This window comes from Psychrobacter sp. DWR1-2-3, from assembly GCF_049896465.1.
GTDB classification, from domain to species: domain Bacteria; phylum Pseudomonadota; class Gammaproteobacteria; order Pseudomonadales; family Moraxellaceae; genus Psychrobacter; species Psychrobacter maritimus.
This window is the reverse complement of the sequence record NZ_JAFCUJ010000007.1, coordinates 44,811-61,467: the sequence shown is the minus strand read 5'-3', so window position 1 is coordinate 61,467 and position 16,657 is coordinate 44,811. Positions and strand designations below refer to the sequence as shown.

17 protein-coding genes are annotated in these 16,657 nt (G+C 43.1%); 9 read left to right on the top strand and 8 right to left on the bottom strand.

Translation table 11 applies throughout. The features are described 5' to 3' along the window. The first annotated feature begins 18 nt into the window (after nucleotides 1–18). Entirely contained in the window at nucleotides 19–831 is an 813-nt protein-coding gene (locus tag ACP7AA_RS11370) for an NRDE family protein (RefSeq protein ID WP_426223621.1), read from the top strand. A gap of 214 nt (nucleotides 832–1,045) precedes the next feature. Further along, nucleotides 1,046–2,140, top strand: a complete 1,095-nt coding sequence (locus ACP7AA_RS11365; protein WP_201563649.1) for an NAD(P)-dependent alcohol dehydrogenase — start codon at nucleotides 1,046–1,048, stop codon at nucleotides 2,138–2,140. Between the two features lie 85 nt (nucleotides 2,141–2,225). Here the strand turns inward: ACP7AA_RS11365 and ACP7AA_RS11360 are convergent, their stop codons facing one another. Beyond that, complete coding sequence (locus ACP7AA_RS11360) at nucleotides 2,226–2,747, bottom strand: RNA pyrophosphohydrolase (RefSeq protein ID WP_068403735.1); 522 nt, start codon at nucleotides 2,745–2,747, stop codon at nucleotides 2,226–2,228. A 533-nt stretch (nucleotides 2,748–3,280) separates the two neighbouring features. On the opposite strand from ACP7AA_RS11360, the gene ACP7AA_RS11355 reads away from it, so the two are divergent. Both ACP7AA_RS11355 and ACP7AA_RS11350 read left to right on the top strand, forming a co-directional pair. Continuing rightward, nucleotides 3,281–3,694: an OsmC family protein gene (locus tag ACP7AA_RS11355; protein WP_055125345.1), complete on the top strand. Its 414-nt coding sequence runs from the start codon at nucleotides 3,281–3,283 to the stop codon at nucleotides 3,692–3,694. Nucleotides 3,695–3,708: 14 nt separating this feature from the next. Further along, nucleotides 3,709–4,134: an MAPEG family protein gene (locus ACP7AA_RS11350; RefSeq protein ID WP_201619617.1), complete on the top strand. Its 426-nt coding sequence runs from the start codon at nucleotides 3,709–3,711 to the stop codon at nucleotides 4,132–4,134. A 77-nt stretch (nucleotides 4,135–4,211) separates the two neighbouring features. On the opposite strand, the gene ACP7AA_RS11345 is transcribed toward ACP7AA_RS11350, so the two are convergent. The 6 genes from ACP7AA_RS11345 to hisIE all read right to left on the bottom strand — a co-directional run bounded on the left by ACP7AA_RS11345 (nucleotide 4,212) and on the right by hisIE (nucleotide 9,961). After that, nucleotides 4,212–5,246 carry a tRNA dihydrouridine synthase gene (locus ACP7AA_RS11345; RefSeq protein ID WP_426223620.1) on the bottom strand — a complete coding sequence of 345 codons (1,035 nt, stop codon included), beginning with the start codon at nucleotides 5,244–5,246 and terminating at the stop codon, nucleotides 4,212–4,214. Nucleotides 5,247–5,312: 66 nt separating this feature from the next. Next, nucleotides 5,313–6,812: a UvrD-helicase domain-containing protein gene (locus ACP7AA_RS11340; RefSeq protein ID WP_426223619.1), complete on the bottom strand. Its 1,500-nt coding sequence runs from the start codon at nucleotides 6,810–6,812 to the stop codon at nucleotides 5,313–5,315. Between the two features lie 220 nt (nucleotides 6,813–7,032). After that, on the bottom strand, nucleotides 7,033–7,947 hold the full coding sequence (gene tatC / locus ACP7AA_RS11335; protein ID WP_426223618.1) for a twin-arginine translocase subunit TatC: 915 nt from the start codon (nucleotides 7,945–7,947) through the stop codon (nucleotides 7,033–7,035). After that, entirely contained in the window at nucleotides 7,947–8,654 is a 708-nt protein-coding gene (gene tatB / locus ACP7AA_RS11330) for a Sec-independent protein translocase protein TatB (protein ID WP_426223617.1), read from the bottom strand. Before tatB ends, tatC begins: the two co-directional genes overlap by 1 nt. A 26-nt stretch (nucleotides 8,655–8,680) precedes the next feature. After that, entirely contained in the window at nucleotides 8,681–8,923 is a 243-nt protein-coding gene (gene tatA, locus ACP7AA_RS11325; protein ID WP_201563635.1) for a Sec-independent protein translocase subunit TatA, read from the bottom strand. Between the two features lie 189 nt (nucleotides 8,924–9,112). Beyond that, on the bottom strand, nucleotides 9,113–9,961 hold the full coding sequence (hisIE, locus tag ACP7AA_RS11320) for a bifunctional phosphoribosyl-AMP cyclohydrolase/phosphoribosyl-ATP diphosphatase HisIE (RefSeq protein ID WP_426223616.1): 849 nt from the start codon (nucleotides 9,959–9,961) through the stop codon (nucleotides 9,113–9,115). A 558-nt stretch (nucleotides 9,962–10,519) separates the two neighbouring features. On the opposite strand from hisIE, the gene rpmI reads away from it, so the two are divergent. From rpmI to ACP7AA_RS11295, 5 genes are all read left to right on the top strand, one after another. Continuing rightward, complete coding sequence (gene rpmI, locus ACP7AA_RS11315) at nucleotides 10,520–10,717, top strand: 50S ribosomal protein L35 (RefSeq protein WP_011281253.1); 198 nt, start codon at nucleotides 10,520–10,522, stop codon at nucleotides 10,715–10,717. Between the two features lie 155 nt (nucleotides 10,718–10,872). Then, the gene (rplT, locus tag ACP7AA_RS11310) at nucleotides 10,873–11,229 is read left to right on the top strand and encodes a 50S ribosomal protein L20 (RefSeq protein WP_011281252.1); all 357 of its coding nucleotides are present in this window, start codon (nucleotides 10,873–10,875) and stop codon (nucleotides 11,227–11,229) included. A 342-nt stretch (nucleotides 11,230–11,571) separates the two neighbouring features. Further along, complete coding sequence (gene pheS / locus ACP7AA_RS11305; protein ID WP_201563631.1) at nucleotides 11,572–12,627, top strand: phenylalanine--tRNA ligase subunit alpha; 1,056 nt, start codon at nucleotides 11,572–11,574, stop codon at nucleotides 12,625–12,627. A 104-nt stretch (nucleotides 12,628–12,731) separates the two neighbouring features. Further along, on the top strand, nucleotides 12,732–15,137 hold the full coding sequence (pheT, locus tag ACP7AA_RS11300; protein ID WP_426223615.1) for a phenylalanine--tRNA ligase subunit beta: 2,406 nt from the start codon (nucleotides 12,732–12,734) through the stop codon (nucleotides 15,135–15,137). Nucleotides 15,138–15,386: 249 nt separating this feature from the next. Beyond that, nucleotides 15,387–15,686: an integration host factor subunit alpha gene (locus tag ACP7AA_RS11295; RefSeq protein WP_079692789.1), complete on the top strand. Its 300-nt coding sequence runs from the start codon at nucleotides 15,387–15,389 to the stop codon at nucleotides 15,684–15,686. Nucleotides 15,687–15,928: 242 nt separating this feature from the next. Here the strand turns inward: ACP7AA_RS11295 and ACP7AA_RS11290 are convergent, their stop codons facing one another. Next, nucleotides 15,929–16,285 (bottom strand): hypothetical protein, encoded by a 357-nt coding sequence (locus ACP7AA_RS11290; RefSeq protein WP_201629323.1) that lies wholly within the window; start codon nucleotides 16,283–16,285, stop codon nucleotides 15,929–15,931. Between the last annotated feature and the right edge of the window lie 372 nt (nucleotides 16,286–16,657).

The following is a 16,657-nucleotide window of genomic DNA, read 5'->3' as shown; positions in this document are numbered from 1 at the left end:
TCTTATAAAAGGAAAACTATGTGTATTGTCGCCATTGCTTGGCAGTTATTTGATGAGCTACCTTTGGTCTTATTGTCCAATCGTGATGAGTTTTTGCAGCGTCCGACAGAGCCGCTCCATCAGTGGGCGGATAAGCCTGTTTATGCAGGGCGTGATAAGCAAAGTGGCGGCACATGGCTTGGTATACATCAAGAGCCATATGGTAATTTTTACGAGCAAAATGGTCGCTGGGCGGCGGTATTAAACTTTCGAGATGGCGTGCAAGCAGGTAATGACGAACGCTCGCGCGGTGAGTTGGTCACCGATTTCTTGACCAGTACTGTAAGCCCGATGAATTTTGCTCGGCAAATCAGCTTACAAGATTATGCAGGCTTCAATCTTATTATTGGTGATGCGGCGCAAGCGGTGATTGTCAATAATCGTGGTCATGCACCAACCGCCTTACACTCGGGGCTGCATGTATTCTCTAATGGTCAGCCTGAGGAAGAGTGGTTTAAGACTGAGAAGTTACGTGGCCGTTTAAGACAAGAAGTATTGCCTTTGATTGCTGAAAATAGCGCTCCTGAGTATTGGCAAGAAGCGGCGTTTGCAGTGATGTCCGATAAAACGCCAGCGCCAGAAAATAAATTACCCGAAACGGGTGTTGCTAAGCAGATTGAGCGAGCACTATCTTCTATTTATATTGAGCCCATTGCTTTGCTTAGCATGGATGCTACCGTCCCGACATACGGTACTCGCACCCAAAGTATTCTGACTTTAAATCAATCTCCTAGTCCTATCGATGCCGAACCTATTTTACGTGCTCAACTACAGAGTCGAGAATATGAGTAATTTATATATTGTCATTTTACTATGACTTATGGCTAGGCTTTTCTAGTTATTATTTAAGCCTTATTACAGAGGTAATTGTAAATCCCCAATATATTTAGGGATTTGCCTGTTAATAGTGACTCTGATGACATAAACTGGATATATAGGTCATTTAAGCGCCATTAATAATGCCTACTACCCTCTAATCAGAGGTCAGTTTAACAAGGAGTACGATATGACTATGATGAAATCATTAATATTCGTTGAGCCAGGTAAAATTGAAATTGTTGATAAGAAAATTCCTGATGTCGGCCCGAACGATGCTTTATTAAAAATTACCACTACGACGATTTGTGGTACCGATATTCATATTTTTAAAGGTGAGTATGCTGTTGCAAAAGGATTGACAATTGGGCATGAGCCGGTAGGGATTATTGAAAAGCTAGGTAGTGCAGTGATGGGTTATAAAGAAGGGCAACGAGTCATCGCTGGCGCGATTTGTCCAACATTTACCTCTTATGCTAGCCAAGATGGCTTCCCCTCACAAGATGGTGGCTATCTTGATGCCGATGGCAAATGCTCTTGTCATGGTTATAAAGCGACCGGCGGTTGGCGCTTTGGTAATCACATTGATGGTACGCAAGCAGAGTATGTACTAGTGCCTGATGCACAGGCCAATCTATGTCCAGTGCCAGATGGATTGACGGATGAGCAAGTGTTGATGTGTCCTGACATTATGTCAACAGGCTTCAAGGGGGCAGAAAACGCTAATATTCAGATCGGTGATGTTGTCGCTATCTTTGCACAGGGGCCTATTGGCTTATGTGCTACTGCTGGGGCAAGGCTCAAAGGTGCGTCACTGATTATCGCTGTTGATGGTAACAATCAGCGTCTAGCGATGGCGAAGAAATTAGGAGCGGACATTACGCTTAATTTCACAGAAGTTGATGTGGTTGATGAAATCATGAAAATCACTGCTGGGCGTGGTGTCGATAGTAGTATCGAAGCATTAGGTTTGCAAGCTACCTTTAATCAATGCATCAAGATATTAAAACCGGGTGGAACTTTTTCAAGTCTTGGCGTTTATTCTGAGGATTTAGTCATTCCAATAGCAAATTTCGCTGCTGGTCTTGGCGATCATACGATTCGTACGGCACTTTGTCCAGGTGGTAAGGAACGCATGCGTCGTTTGCTGAATGTCATTGAGTCAGGTCGTGTGGATCTATCAGAGATGGTGACACATACTTATGCGCTAGACGATATTGTAGAAGCATACGATTTATTTATGCATCAGCGTGATGGGGTCTTAAAAGTTGCTATCAAACCATAATTTTAGCAATTATAAATACGAAAAAGCCTGTATCACTCGATACAGGCTTTTTCGTATTTACTACTAAAACAATAAATCTAACTATTTATTCCACCAACAAATGGTTGTTTTGTTCTGGAATAATCAGTTCTTGTTTAAGCGGTAGTTCGCGCACCAATTCTTGCAAGGCGCGACGATATACCCCACGTTTAAAATGAATCACTTGTCCGAGTGGATACCAGTAGCTGACCCATTGCCAATGGTCAAATTCTGGTTTACCCTCATCAAAGCGGATATGTTGAGTATTCGGCTCATCTAAGCGCAGCAAAAACCATTTTTGTTTTTGCCCAATACACAAAGGATACTGCCCATGACGCACATAGCGTTTCGGCAGGCGGTAGCGCAACCAATCTTGCGTGACCGCCAGTAAATCCACATGACGCGGATGTAAGCCGACCTCCTCCCAGAGCTCGCGATACATCGCATCCATCGGCGTCTCCCCGCGGTCGATGCCGCCTTGAGGGAACTGCCAAGCGTTGTGACCAATACGTTTTGCCCACAGAACTTGCCCTTGTGTATTTGCCAAGATGATGCCGACATTGGCGCGAAAGCCGTCTGCATCTATCATGACTAAACCCTTTTAAATTGTTTAAAAATAGCTTATTTCAACAAGGTACAGTGACAGCAATCATAATTATTATAGGGTGACTGTTATCGATACCATGGCAAAATAAGATTCATTACCGTTATTAAACCAAGAAACAACCCAAATGTGTAACAGTATTTTGCTATAAAATGTTTCACAAGATTAATGCTTTAAAATCAGTGGGTTATAATTAGACTTTTGTAAGTTTTTTATGATGGATTTTATAAGAGTAATAAGTTTGAATAATATTATCGTGATAAATACTTAACAATCAGATTCAGGGTGAAATGGTGATTTCTAAAAAACATGTGATGAAACGGTTTATAAAAGGTAAACAAGGATATGGCTTTATAAATCTCGTTTTGGCTTATGCTACACTAGCAAAAGACATTATTTTTCCAAAAGACATTGTTCTTCAAAAAATAAGAAACCGTTACTATTCAAATTAAAAAACCATGTGAATTAAGAAGCATGCGCATTCAAAATCGTAGCAATTAAAACAAGGAATATTTAAGATGTCAGAGTCAAAAGCAAGCGTTACGTGGCAAGAAAATAAAGCCTTTATGGGTGTGTCACCATCAGGACATAACGTCCAAATCGATGCCGATAAAGAAAAAGGCGCCAGCCCAATGGAGCTGATTTTATTAGGGCTTGGTGGCTGTGCAAGCTATGACGTGGTTGCAATTTTACAAAAGTCGCGCCAAGAAGTGACAGACGTACGCTGTGAGCTGACCGCGCAGCGTGCCGAAACCGTGCCAGCCGTTTATACTGACATTCATATGCATTTTGTGGTGACAGGACAAGATGTCAAAGAAAGCCAAGTCGAAAAGGCAATCAAACTGTCTGCAGAAAAATACTGCTCAGCCAGTCGGATGCTAGTACAGGGCGGCGTCAATGTGACTCACGATTTTGAAGTCATTGCAGGATAGGGAAGATTATACTAATGAGTCTATTCTTTGGGTTGATTCCCGATAGCGCAGCGTCAGGTATTTGGGCAATGGTGGTGGCAAGTTTGCTGCCCCTAGTGATGGCGCTGACGGCAAAAGCAATTGGCGGCTTTAATTTGGCTGACAATGCCCATCCGCGTGATTTTTTACAAGGGACGACGGGAGCTGCGGCGCGGGCTAATGCCGCCCAGCAAAACAGCTATGAGACCTTGCCTATATTTTTGGCGGCAGTGTTGGTTGCGATGCTGTTTTTTGTACCGCAGTTGATTATTAATACCATCGCTTGGCTTTATGTGCTGATTCGTATTGGTTTTTGCGTGGCCTATATTACCAATTTAGCTACCTTTCGCTCTATTCTTTGGACGCTATCGATGGCCTGCTCATTGATGTTATTTTATTTAGCGATTCGGGTCAGTATGTAAGCCAATTAGCCTGAGCGCGCTGTTGTAAAACATGCTCTTTTAGCAATAGAGTATGTTATCAATAAGGTAGTGATTCATTAAGCAACACTTGCTTGTAGCGCCTTGATAATCACTGCTTTATTTTTTTCTCGTTTGATATCGTCCCATACTGTTTTCGCCTCGCTATAGCCTTTGGTCAGCATCGCTAACCACTGCTTATAACGACCGACTAAAACCACATCGCTTTTCGCGACGCCCTCTAGAAATTTAATCTGATGGGTGATTAAATCTTGCCACAATAATATCGCCGTATTTTCTAGGTTTTTAGAATTATCAGTATCGAGCTGAGCAATTAAATCAGGTCGGGTAACGGCTCCGCGACCAAGCATTAGATGCGTCGTACCTGACTGCGCCATACAGTTTTGCGCATGCTCACTATTCCAAATCTCGCCATTGGCAATCACTGGAATATCTAAGGTATTAAAATTCTGAATTTTATCCCAATAAGCAGGCGGTTTATAGCCTTGGGTCTTGGTACGTGCGTGAATGGTTAGCCAATCGGCGCCGCTCGCTGCAATGGCAGCTTTGATATCATCCATGCGACTGGTATCGGTATAGCCCAAGCGAATTTTTGCTGATACGGGAAGATGAGCAGGAACCGCTTGGCGTACGGCGCTGATAATCTCATACATCACTTCGGGCTCATCAAGTAGCACTGAACCACCGCGATGGCTATTGACCGTTTTAGCCGGACAACCAAAGTTGATATCAATCGCCGGCGCACCAAGCTCACACGCATAGGCGGCGTTTTCTGCCATCAATTGCGCTTCGCTACCGAGTAGCTGAATATGAATCGGCGTACCGGATGCGGTTTTGGCATCATGATGTAGTTCTGGCACGTATTTATAAAAAACGTGTGCTGGCAATACATGCTGAGTGACGCGAATAAATTCACTGACCGACCAATCATAAGGGCGACCCAAGTCTGACGCAATTTGGGTTAGGATTTGGCGCATTAATGGGTCGGTTAAGCCTTCCATAGGCGCAAGGAGACGAACGGGGTTGGCAAACAAGCGCTGAATAGTGTGTTGGCGCTCTTGCAGTGCTTGAGATAAAGATGGAGTGTTATTCATGGTTGGTAAGCTATTATTGTAAATTGAGGTCGGCAAAGACTATGAGGTGTGAGATAAAAGAGAAAACTAAGTATTACCAAAAACCACCTTTTTACCCGTCTGTAATCCTGATATCAAGTCTTTAATATTATGAATATCTAAATTGCTCTGTGCCCGCGTACAAGCAACGTAGAGCAGACGCAGCTCTTCTGGGCTGATTTTTACCGCATTGGTCGTCACATCATAATAAAAGTCATCATCAAGTTGTACTTTACCCCACTCAAGCCCTTTGGCTTTATGCGCGGTTGAGATGACATAATCGGCATTTTCAATACTGGATAAACTATTGACCGCTTGGCTGAGCACATTAGTCCCATGATCATCGACCAATTTGACCAAGGTTTTAAGGTCGCTGCCTTCATTGGTTTCAGAATATTCTTGGACGTCACCCCAATTATAAAAATACGCCAGCTCAGGGACGCCATACGCCGATTTGCCGTTTTTTAAGTTTTCGGCTGCCTGACAGAATTTAAGCATACGATCGGTATCCGCTTGCAACGCCACGCGGTGACCGAGTTTTAAGCCCGTTAGCAATTGCGACATAGCAGCAGCATTGGTGCGGCAAAGAATGGCATCTTTTTTACTATGAACCATGCCTTTTTCGGTAGAAGACTGCTTATTAGGATTGCCTTTTAATGGCACATCTTCTTGTAAGGCTTTGAGCAAGGTATTGGCAATCTCAGCAATCGGTTCGCCAAAACGAAATGACTGCGTTAATAAAGTCTGCGGCAATGGCAGTTTTTTCATCGCATTGACCGCCCCGCGCCATTCATAAATCTGCTGATGGGCGTCACCTACATAAATCACTTGCCGTGGCTGCTGGGTCAAAATCCCCATCATCAAGGGATCGGCATCTTGCGCTTCATCAAATAAGATAAAATCTGCGGGAATACTCGGCTTCGATAATGCCCACAATTTAAGATAAATATCATGCCCGATACCAGCAGGATGGCGCGCATCAATTGACTGTAACCAACGCTGCTCAACGGCGGGGTAGAGCATTTCACGCAGTTGCTCGGCATCAGAATCATCGAGCCAACTTGGAAACTCAATATGCCTTGGCGCAGGATAGCTGGCGTGGGTACTACAAAAATTGCTCACCGCATCACTGACAAACCGCGACAAGCGCGCTGGCGTGAGGGTAATATATTTATTAATCCCATCCATTTGCCGACGGACTTGTACCGGTTGCAGACCCAAGTCATCACCTAAACGTTTGGGTGAAAATCTTGGCAACGACAATTTGGCGGTGATATCACGCGGTACATGACGATAAGCCAGTGAGTGAAAGGTCCGACAGTCGACGTGACCGGGGAATTTTTGCCGCGCATCGTTGGCAATTGCTTTGTTAAAGGCTAAATATAAGCCGCGGCCACGCAGACGCTCACCGATTAATTTGAGCGTCGTTGTTTTCCCTGCGCCCGCATAAGCGACCACTTTAAATGACTTGTGATCCATCGCCATATTTAGCGCGTTCAGCTGCTCATCGGTGGGATCGCTCATATAAGCTGGCATAGATGCGGACATAATAAAGCTACCTAAAAACTAGAATGGGGACAAAAATAACGGGGGTAAAAAAAGCCACTGCATAGACAATGGCCGACTGGTCATGATGTTGATTGCAAAAAAATTGCAAGCGCACAGGACAATAATAAAAAAGTTAGTAGAAAATAAAGGTGGAAATAAGCAGGTTATATTAACAGATTAGCGCGTTGGCTGTTTTGCAATAAGTGTCTGATAAGTAGAGCTATTCTTTCTTCAATTCTATATCGTCTGCTGCATCAAGGCTGCGATCTTCTTTGATTAAGATTTTCGCTAAAAATAATCCCAGCTCAAACAATAACCACATCGGAATCGCGAGCATCAACATCGATACGCCATCAGGCGGTGTAACGACCGCCGCAACGGCAAAACAGCCGACGATAATATAACGGCGTTTATCTTCTAAGCTCTGAATGGAGACGACACCCGCCAATATCAATAGTAAGGTGACCACTGGAATCTCAAACGTCAGCCCAAATACCATGAATAATTTGAGCGCAAAACTTAAATAACTGTCGATATCTGTCATCGGCAAGACGTTCTGCGGCGCAAACATGATAAAAAACTTAAGTACGCCTTTGAGTACAATAAAATAAGAGAAAGCCACGCCCGCATAAAATAAAAATATCGAGGACATCAGTACAGGAATGGCGACTTTTTTCTCTTTTTTATATAAACCGGGTGCGACAAACGACCAGATTTGATACAAGATATACGGCATCGCAAAAAATGCCGCGACAAATATGGTCAAGCGTATCGGTGCCATAAAGTTAGAGGTAATATCGGTCGCAATCATTGTCGAGTTGGCGGGCAACTGAGCAACCAATGGGTCAGATAAAAAATCATACAGCTCGCGTGAAAATCCGACCAAGGCTAAAAATATCACCAATACCGCGACGCATATCTTAATCAGATGCCGACGTAACTCAATCAAGTGCTCGGTAATCGGCATATCGCCCAGTGAGCTTAAGATATCGCCAGAGTCCTCATTATTACTATCGACATTAATGTTATCGACGTTCTCACTATCGGTATTACTATCAAGGGTTTCTGTTGCAGCCTTAATATCTGCATCCATTATTTTTTCTTGGCGGCTTTTTTTACGTTTAAATAAGCCCACTAATCATTCTCCTGCTTATTAACAGAAGCCTGTTTGGGTAAAGGAGTGTCCAAATGGTTGACAGGACTGTTTAATAAAATATCGGCTTTATAATTGGGTAAATAGGGTGCTTGCGGCAGACGCCTTGCTTTATCATAAGCGCCCAGACGGAACCACATATTTTCCCACGGTTTGGTGCTGATATTTTGCATGTTGCTTTGCGTTGTTTGTATAGTGATGTGTTGAGTGTCGCTATCATCATTACCTTGACTCTCTGAAAGTTCAGGCTCTTTTAACTTTTTATCTGACCCATCACTGTCATAGGCATAGTCAAACTCTTTTGGCGCCGCGGACGAATTACCGCCTTTTTCACCATCGTTTTTATTATTGGTATTATCCACTTTATCGGTTGTAGGCTGATGCGCTGCTTTTAGATGCTGATTCTGCGAGGATGAAAACTCTTGCATACTGCCGCGCATCTCTGCCATTTCACGGCGCATTTCTGCTTCCGTTTGGCGAATTTTGGCCAGCTCTTTTTGCATTTGCTGGCGCGTCTCAGCTAAGTCAAGCTCCGCTTCGATTTCAGACTGCAAGGTAGAAACCGTGCGGCGAATTTTGGCATACCATTGTCCAGCAGTGCGCGCCGCTTGGGGCAGCTTTTCTGGCCCCAAGACGATTAAGGCAATGACGCCAAAAAGCAATAATTCAGAAAACCCAATATCAAACATAATGTTCCGATGTCACTGTCTAAATGCTATACATTATGCTTGTCATCAACCTTAGTGGTTGTTGGGCGCTCTTCAGGGTGTGCTTTGCCATCATGGTCGAGCACCACTTGCTTTTTGGCATGTTCAGTATTTTCGTCTTTGACGGCTTCTTTAAAACCTTTGACCGCGCCGCCCAAATCTTTACCGGCATTTCTTAGTTTGGAGGTGCCAAATACGACAACCACCACCACCAATAAAATCAGCCAATGCGTAATGGAAAAACTGCCCATAATGCTATCCTTATGTCTTGGTTTTCAGTCTTTATAGGAATACGTTGAGTGTATAGAATATTGCTGTCGTACACAAAAGCTATCGATAGCTTATGCGAAGTAACACGTCACACTATTATAACCTGCCGTTATGACAAAAAGGTGAAAGCAACAATAATCAAACAGGGTAATGGCTAAGCTTAAAAAACGCTAGCGCGCCGCTTTTTCATCAATACCTGAGAGACCAAAGCGTCGACCTAATTCATTTAATACCGCCTCTGACTCGATATCGAACCAAGCCAAACCTACTAAGGTATGAAACCAGACATCAGCGACTTCATAGATAAGCTCATGACGCGCTTCGTCATATTGGGTTTTATCAATTGTTTCATCGCAATTGGCAAAGTCTTTAGCAGCGATAATGCTCTCGGTACTTTCTTCACCGACTTTTTCTAATATTTTATTTAAACCCTTGGCGTATAAGCTTGCTACATACGAGCTATCAGTATCCGCTTGTTTGCGCTCGGCCAATACTTTATCAAGCTGCTGCAAAATAGAATGAGTGGTAGCAAGGCTGTTATTTTGATGGGTGTCTGAATGGTCTATATCTTCCGCAGTCGCTTCATTAATTTCAGGCGTGGCTTTTGCAGCGGCGTTTGTCTGATAAATCTCTGCAGGATCTTTTAATACTTTATCGACTGTTTGCCATTCAGGTGTTTGCCCTGACAAATCCAAACGCTGATAAAAACAAGACTCGCGGCCGGTATGACAAGCAATACCACCGGCTTGAGTGACGCTAAGGACAATCACATCGGCGTCGCAATCTAGACGAATATCATGCACGCGCTGGGTATGCCCAGAAGATTCGCCTTTATGCCATAACTTGCCACGCGAACGCGAAAAGTATACCGCCGTCTGCGTTTGTGCGGTTAATTGTAGGGATTCGGCGTTCATCCACGCCATCATCAAAATACGCCCTGACACATAATCTTGTGCAATTGCAGGAATCAAACCATCAGCATTAAAATTTACGGCAGCAAGCCAAGCAGGTAAAGTCATCGTCTATCGTCTTATAAGTAGAAAGTAATTAGTCATACAAACTAATTAATAATAAAAAATAGGTTTTAATAAAAAGCACTCATCAATAAAAGGAAGCTTATGAAGTCATTTAGCCTATCTACCGTTTATGAGAGCGCTTTATCAGTGTTCACACTCTACTTAAACACAGCTTAGGCTGACATTCAATATGTTAAAGCAGTAAATAAAGCACAATTATACCTGAGCGGAATTTTGATAAAATAATAATTGTAAATAAGACTCAGCTAACCTTAGTTTTATTAAGTTTATATAGCTTAGTTTCTATTTCGAAGCTTGGATTTTAAGTGGCTAATGACCAAGGTTTAGCCGCTTAAAATAAGCGCCATGGTATTTGTGATTAGAAAGAACAACATACGCTAAACCGAGCTGAAACTTTCCTTGGCAAAACTGCGCATGATCTGTTAAAATAGCGCCTCCCACCTCGAGGCAAATAGAGGTTTAGTGCCTGTTTTTACAGCCACTATTCGTTATTGACTATTTGACGACCAGGTTCTATCAAAGACAAAGAGGCAAATCATCATGAAAGTTAAGATGAAAACCAGAAGCGGTGCAGCTAAACGCTTCAAAAAAACAGCGAACGGCTTTAAGCGTAAGCAAGCATTCAAAAGCCATATCTTGACCAAGAAATCAGCTAAGCGTATTCGCCAGTTGCGCGGTCTTAAGATGGTGGACAAGTCTGACGAAGCAGCAGTTCGTCGTATGTGCCCATACATCTAATAAGGCTATCGTCATTTATCTTTAATTAAGCGCTGTTTAATTAATAAATAGCGACTGAGTTAAAAGTATCTGACTTTGCAATCTGATAACGATGTCTATTAATTAATGACATCGTGATTCGTTTAATAATGATTAAAAATATCTTGGAGTAATTTATGGCCCGTGTAAAACGTGGTGTACAGGCAAATCGCCGTCACAAAAAAATCTTAAAGCGCGCAAAAGGCTACTACGGTGCCCGTTCACGTGTTTACCGCGTAGCGGTACAGGCAGTGACCAAAGCTGGTCAATATGCTTATCGTGACCGTCGCAACAAAAAACGTACTTTCCGTCGTCTTTGGATTGCACGTATCAATGCTGGTGCACGCTTAAACGGCTTAAGCTATAGCCGCTTTATCAATGGCATGAAAAAAGCTAACATTGCAATCGATCGTCGCGTACTTGCTGACATCGCTATGCATGATGCAGCGACTTTCACCGCCTTGGTTGAAAAAGCAAAAGCGGAATTGGCCTAAATATTAACCGTCCTTTAGGTATTCAGCTTTTTTGATTACTTGAATGGATAGGACTAATATTGATTAATAGTACGATATTAATAAAAGCTACCGCTGGTCGGTAGCTTTTTTTATATTAAATTATTTTATGGTCAGTTTATCACCGCTAAGGTTTTATCACCGCTAAGAGGCAACATGCTTTTTATAAAGTTGCACCTTTCATTGTCTAAATATTCAAGCCATTCATATTACACGCCCTTATATTAAAATGAATGGGTAAATGGTTTGCAATATTTGGTCAAATCCCTACAATTACCTATCACTATAATTAATAGTCCGTTTAAATCAGGAAGAATGCGTCTTATGACTACCCCTGCTGCTACCACCGATTTGTCGGCGCTACCGACCTTATCCTCAGAACTGAGCGAGCTAACTGAAGCCCAGTTGACTGAGTTTGCTAGTGCCGCTGAAGCCTTAATCCTACAAGTCAATGATGTCCGCTTATTACAAGATTTGCGCGTGCAATTGACGGGTAAAAAGAGCCCCTTAACTGGCTGGTCAAAGCAGATGGGCAAACTTAGCAGCGATGATAAAAAAACTTACGGTGGCTGGTTACATCAAGTCCGTAGCCGTATTCAAGATGCATTGACGGCGCAGCAACAGCAGCTAGAAGTGGCGGCATTAAATGCTAAGCTTGCAAGCGAAAGCATTGATATCACCTTGCCTGCGCGCGGTGGTCAAAAAGGTCATTTGCATCCAGTGACGATGATTACCCAGCGTATGCAGCAGTATTTCATTCAAGCGGGTTTTAATGTCGCTACTGGCCCTGAAGTTGAGAGCGACTATTATAATTTTGAAGCACTTAATATTCCCTCTCATCATCCAGCACGCGCGATGCACGATACCTTCTATTTTGATGCGCATTATTTACTGCGTACGCATACCAGTCCGGTGCAAATTCGCACGATGGAAAAAAATGAGCCGCCGATTCGTATTATTTGCCCAGGTCGCGTCTATCGCAACGACTCAGACCAAACCCATTCGCCGATGTTCCATCAGCTAGAAGGCTTAATGGTTACTGAGTCGAGCACCTTTGCTGAGCTAAAAGGCTTGATTAGTGAGTTCTTAGAAGCGTTTTTTGCCAAAGAATTGACCGTGCGTTTCCGTCCGTCATTTTTCCCATTTACTGAGCCTTCTGCTGAAGTTGATATCCTCGATGATAATGGCAAATGGCTTGAGGTCATGGGCTGCGGTATGGTGCATCCACAGGTGCTGACTAACTGCGGTATTGATAGCGATAAATACACCGGCTTTGCTTTTGGGATGGGTATTGAGCGCTTTGCGATGTTATATTACGGTATCGACGATTTGCGCTTGTTTTTCCAAAACGACGTACGCTTCTTAAAACAGTTTGGCTAGAGTGCTCTTTGTTTATATAAAAAGTGTTCCTTGTTAATACAACAAGTTAATTTGCCAACCTTTAATTCAAAATCTTTATTATAAAATTCTGATCCGAGATATTTATGAAAATTAGCGAACAGTGGCTACGTCAATGGGTAAATCCCAACAATAGCAGTGAGCAATTGGCCGAACAACTCACCATGGCAGGGCTAGAGATTGATGATCGCTTTGCGGTTGCCCGTGCCTTTAGTGGTGTGATTGTCGGTGAAGTCATCAGCGTTGAACAGCATCCAGATGCCGATAAACTGCGCGTTACGCAGGTTAATATTGGTGCATCTGAACCGTTACAAATCGTTTGCGGTGCGCCCAATGTGACTGTCGGTATGAAAGCACCTGTTGCGACCGTTGGTGCCATTTTGCCTTCTGATAATGGTGCAGGTTTTGAAATTAAAAACGGTAACCTACGCGGTGTCGACTCTAACGGTATGCTTTGCGGTGCCTCTGAAATTGATTTAACCGATAGCATCGATGGTTTACTTGAATTGCCAGCTGATGCACCGATTGGTATGGATATCCGTGAGTATTTAGGTTTAGACAATCAGATACTAGATATCTCTATCACCCCAAATCGCGGAGATTGCTTTAGCGTACGTGGTATCGCGCGCGAGATATCAGTCATTAACGATTTGCCGATGCAGCAGCCTGAGATTCCTGCCAATGTAGCAGCTACTGATAACAGCGCAACGCCAGCGGTGACAGTAAGTGCGGTTGAGGCGTGCCCACGCTATTTACTGCAGTCAATCAGTAATATTGATCGTAGCATCGACACTCCGAAATGGATGCAAGATGCGCTAGTCCAGTCAGGATTACGCTCGCATAACTTTTTGGTCGACGTGACTAACTATGTGTTGATGGAATTGGGTCAGCCGCTACATGCGTTTGATGCCGATACCATTGTTGGTGATATCGTGGTTCGTTTGGCAGAGCCTAGCGAGACCATTACCTTATTAAATGAGCAAACCATTACTCTAACGGGTGATGAATTGGTCATTGCTGATGATAAAGGCGCACTTGCGCTCGCGGGTATCATGGGCGGTCAACGCAGTAGCGTTACTGATAGCACCACCAATATCGTCTTAGAAAGCGCCTTCTTTAACCAGCTTGCTATTGCTGCACGTGCACGCCGTTTTGGTCTGCATACTGATGCCTCACAACGCTTTGAGCGTGGTGTCGATTTTGAATTGCCAGAGCTAGCACTGGCGCGTGCTTGTGATTTGATTACTAGCGTTACTGGTGGTCAAGCCGGGCAAATAGTAAAAGTGGAAAACAGTGAGCATCTACCAGCACGCGCACCGATAACTTTACCAATTGCTAAAGTCCGTGATGTCATCGGTATTGAGATTGAACCAGCAGTGATGGTACGTATTTTGAATCAATTGGGCTTTGAGGTAGCGCAGCAAGCGGATAGCCTGATTTGTACGCCGCCATCTTATCGCTTTGATATGAGTATCCGCGAGGATTTAATCGAAGAAATTGCGCGTATCTATGGTTATGACAATATTCCAAGCGTCTTACCGCATTTGCAAGTCAGTATGGATTATGACGATACCGCAGACTTAACGCATCAAATGAAGCTGGCACTGGTCGATAATGGCTATATGGAAGCGATTAGCTTTAGCTTTAGTGATGCAAAAATAGAAGCCTTGCTCGATGATAAAGCGTTAGGAGAAGTGTTGGCACTGGCCAATCCTATCTCTAGCGACTTAGCGGTAATGCGCCGTACTTTGCTGTCAAGCTTATTGCCTTGTGTACAATATAACCTCAATCGTCAGCAGCCGCGCGTGCGTTTCTTTGAAACTGGTCTTAGTTTTGTCGGTCAAAGTATTAGCGAGTTGGTACAAACGCCAAGTATTGCGTTAGTAGCAGTCGGCGATGTTTGGGACGAGCAAGCGTATCAAAACCGGGCATTAGACTTTTATGATTTGAAGCATGATATTGAGCAGTTATTACCTGCGCAAGTGGATAGTGCGCGTATCCGCTATGAGCGTAGTGAGCTTGCTTTCTTACATCCGGGTCAAAGTGCCAAGCTCTATATCGATGATCAGTATGTCGGTTGGTTGGGTCAATTGCATCCTAATACCGCTAAACAGTTGGATCTGCCAGCTACATGGGTGGCTCAATTATCACTTGCGCCATTATTAACCCTTGTACGTGAACAGCATGCCATCACCACGCCAAGCAAATTCCCGCAGGTACGCCGTGATATTGCCATCTTAGTCGATAGCGATATTAGCTTACAGACGTTAGAGGCGACGATACGCGCGGCAGCCGGTGAGTTATTGACAGATATGTGGCTATTTGATGTGTATCAAGGTGATAAAGTGCCAGCGGGTCAACGCTCATTAGCCTTTGCGCTGATATGGCAAGACAGAACACAGACACTCTCTGATGAAGCGGTAAAGACAGCGACCGATAAGGTAGTGCAAGCCCTAACCGAAAAGCACGCTGCTCAGTTGCGTGACAGCTAATATCTAATCCTAAAAATATAAAATCCTCCATAGCCTCCTCATAAGCGAGGCTATGGCGCTTTGCTATTGATGAAAAAAATTACCTGATAAAAATTTTTAGACATAAATTAAGTTAAGTGGTTATTAATAAAGGATTTTATTGCAGACTTTATTAAAATGACGGCAAAAAACCTTTATAATAGCTAACATTAATCCTCATACCGCTAAACCATGATATTCGACATCACGACATAGCATAGGAGTCGTACTGTGAGCACCTTAACCAAATCTGACATGATTGAGCATTTGATGAGTCATCTTAACCTGACACGCCAAGAAGGCCGCTGTTTGGTGGAGAACTTTTTCGATGAATTGTCAGAGAGTTTGATTGATGGCAAAGAGGTCAAGCTTTCAGGCTTTGGCAACTTCGAGCTGAAAGATAAAAACAGCCGTCCCGGTCGTAATCCAAAGACAGGTGAGCCTGTTGCGGTGTCTGCGCGCCGTGTGGTTACCTTTAAAACCGGTCAAAAATTTCGTCAGCAGGTTGATGAACGTTTATTTGATGAGTAAACTTTGTTAATAAGTTACTCTGTTGAGCCAATATCGATGATGAAAGTCATTCTATTGGCTTTTTAGATTTATCAAGCAAATGATTTACAAGATAGGGTAGTCAGTGTTATTTAGCGCCATAGCCTAACGCATTTTCTACCTAACCTTTGAAGCGCTAATAAAACCCTAAATAACAGACATAAAAAAAGAGAGCATAAGCTCTCTTTTTTTTACTACAGTATTTTTATTATGAAAAATAAAAATTACTGAGCTGGTTCTTCAACTACAACTTCGTCAGCTGCGTCTACTGCAGGAGTTTCGCTAGCTACGTCAACGCTAGTAGTAGTACCGTCTACAGGTACTTCAGCATCGATTTCGTCAGTAGCAGTAGCAGCTTGTGCATCAGCGATGTCAGCTTCAGCGTCAGCAACAGCAGCTTCTGCATCAGCAGGAACAGCTTCGCCTTCAGCAGCAGCTTCGTCTAACTGTTCAGAAGCATCTTGCACTTCTTCTTGTGCGTCAGATAAATCTTCAGCAGCGTTTTCTTTGTTGCTGTCACAGGCAGTAAGGCCCATAGTTGCAGTCATGATACCAGCTAGAGCAAGTAATTTTAAGTTCATAAGGTTTTCTCCGGGAAAATGAAATGATCAGTAGCAGCAAAAAAGGTTGAATATCCGAGATGTCTCAGAATTCAACTAGTATTAATCGCAGCTACTCAGCTTCCACGCATTCTATATGATTTCTTTCTGCATGGAAAGAGCTTGTACAATTAAGTAACAATAAAATTGTAAATAGGGGTTTACATGGTCTACTTAATATAACTTTTAATACAACAAGCCAAATTAATCGACGTATAATCAATGACATCAGTACGATTTAAGGGTTTTCCTATAAAAGGTTTTCTCTCATGATTAGGGTGCTAGTTTATACCCATTTATGGCCTATTGTCAGTACAATTATCATCAAATATAGCCATTGAATGATGAATATTA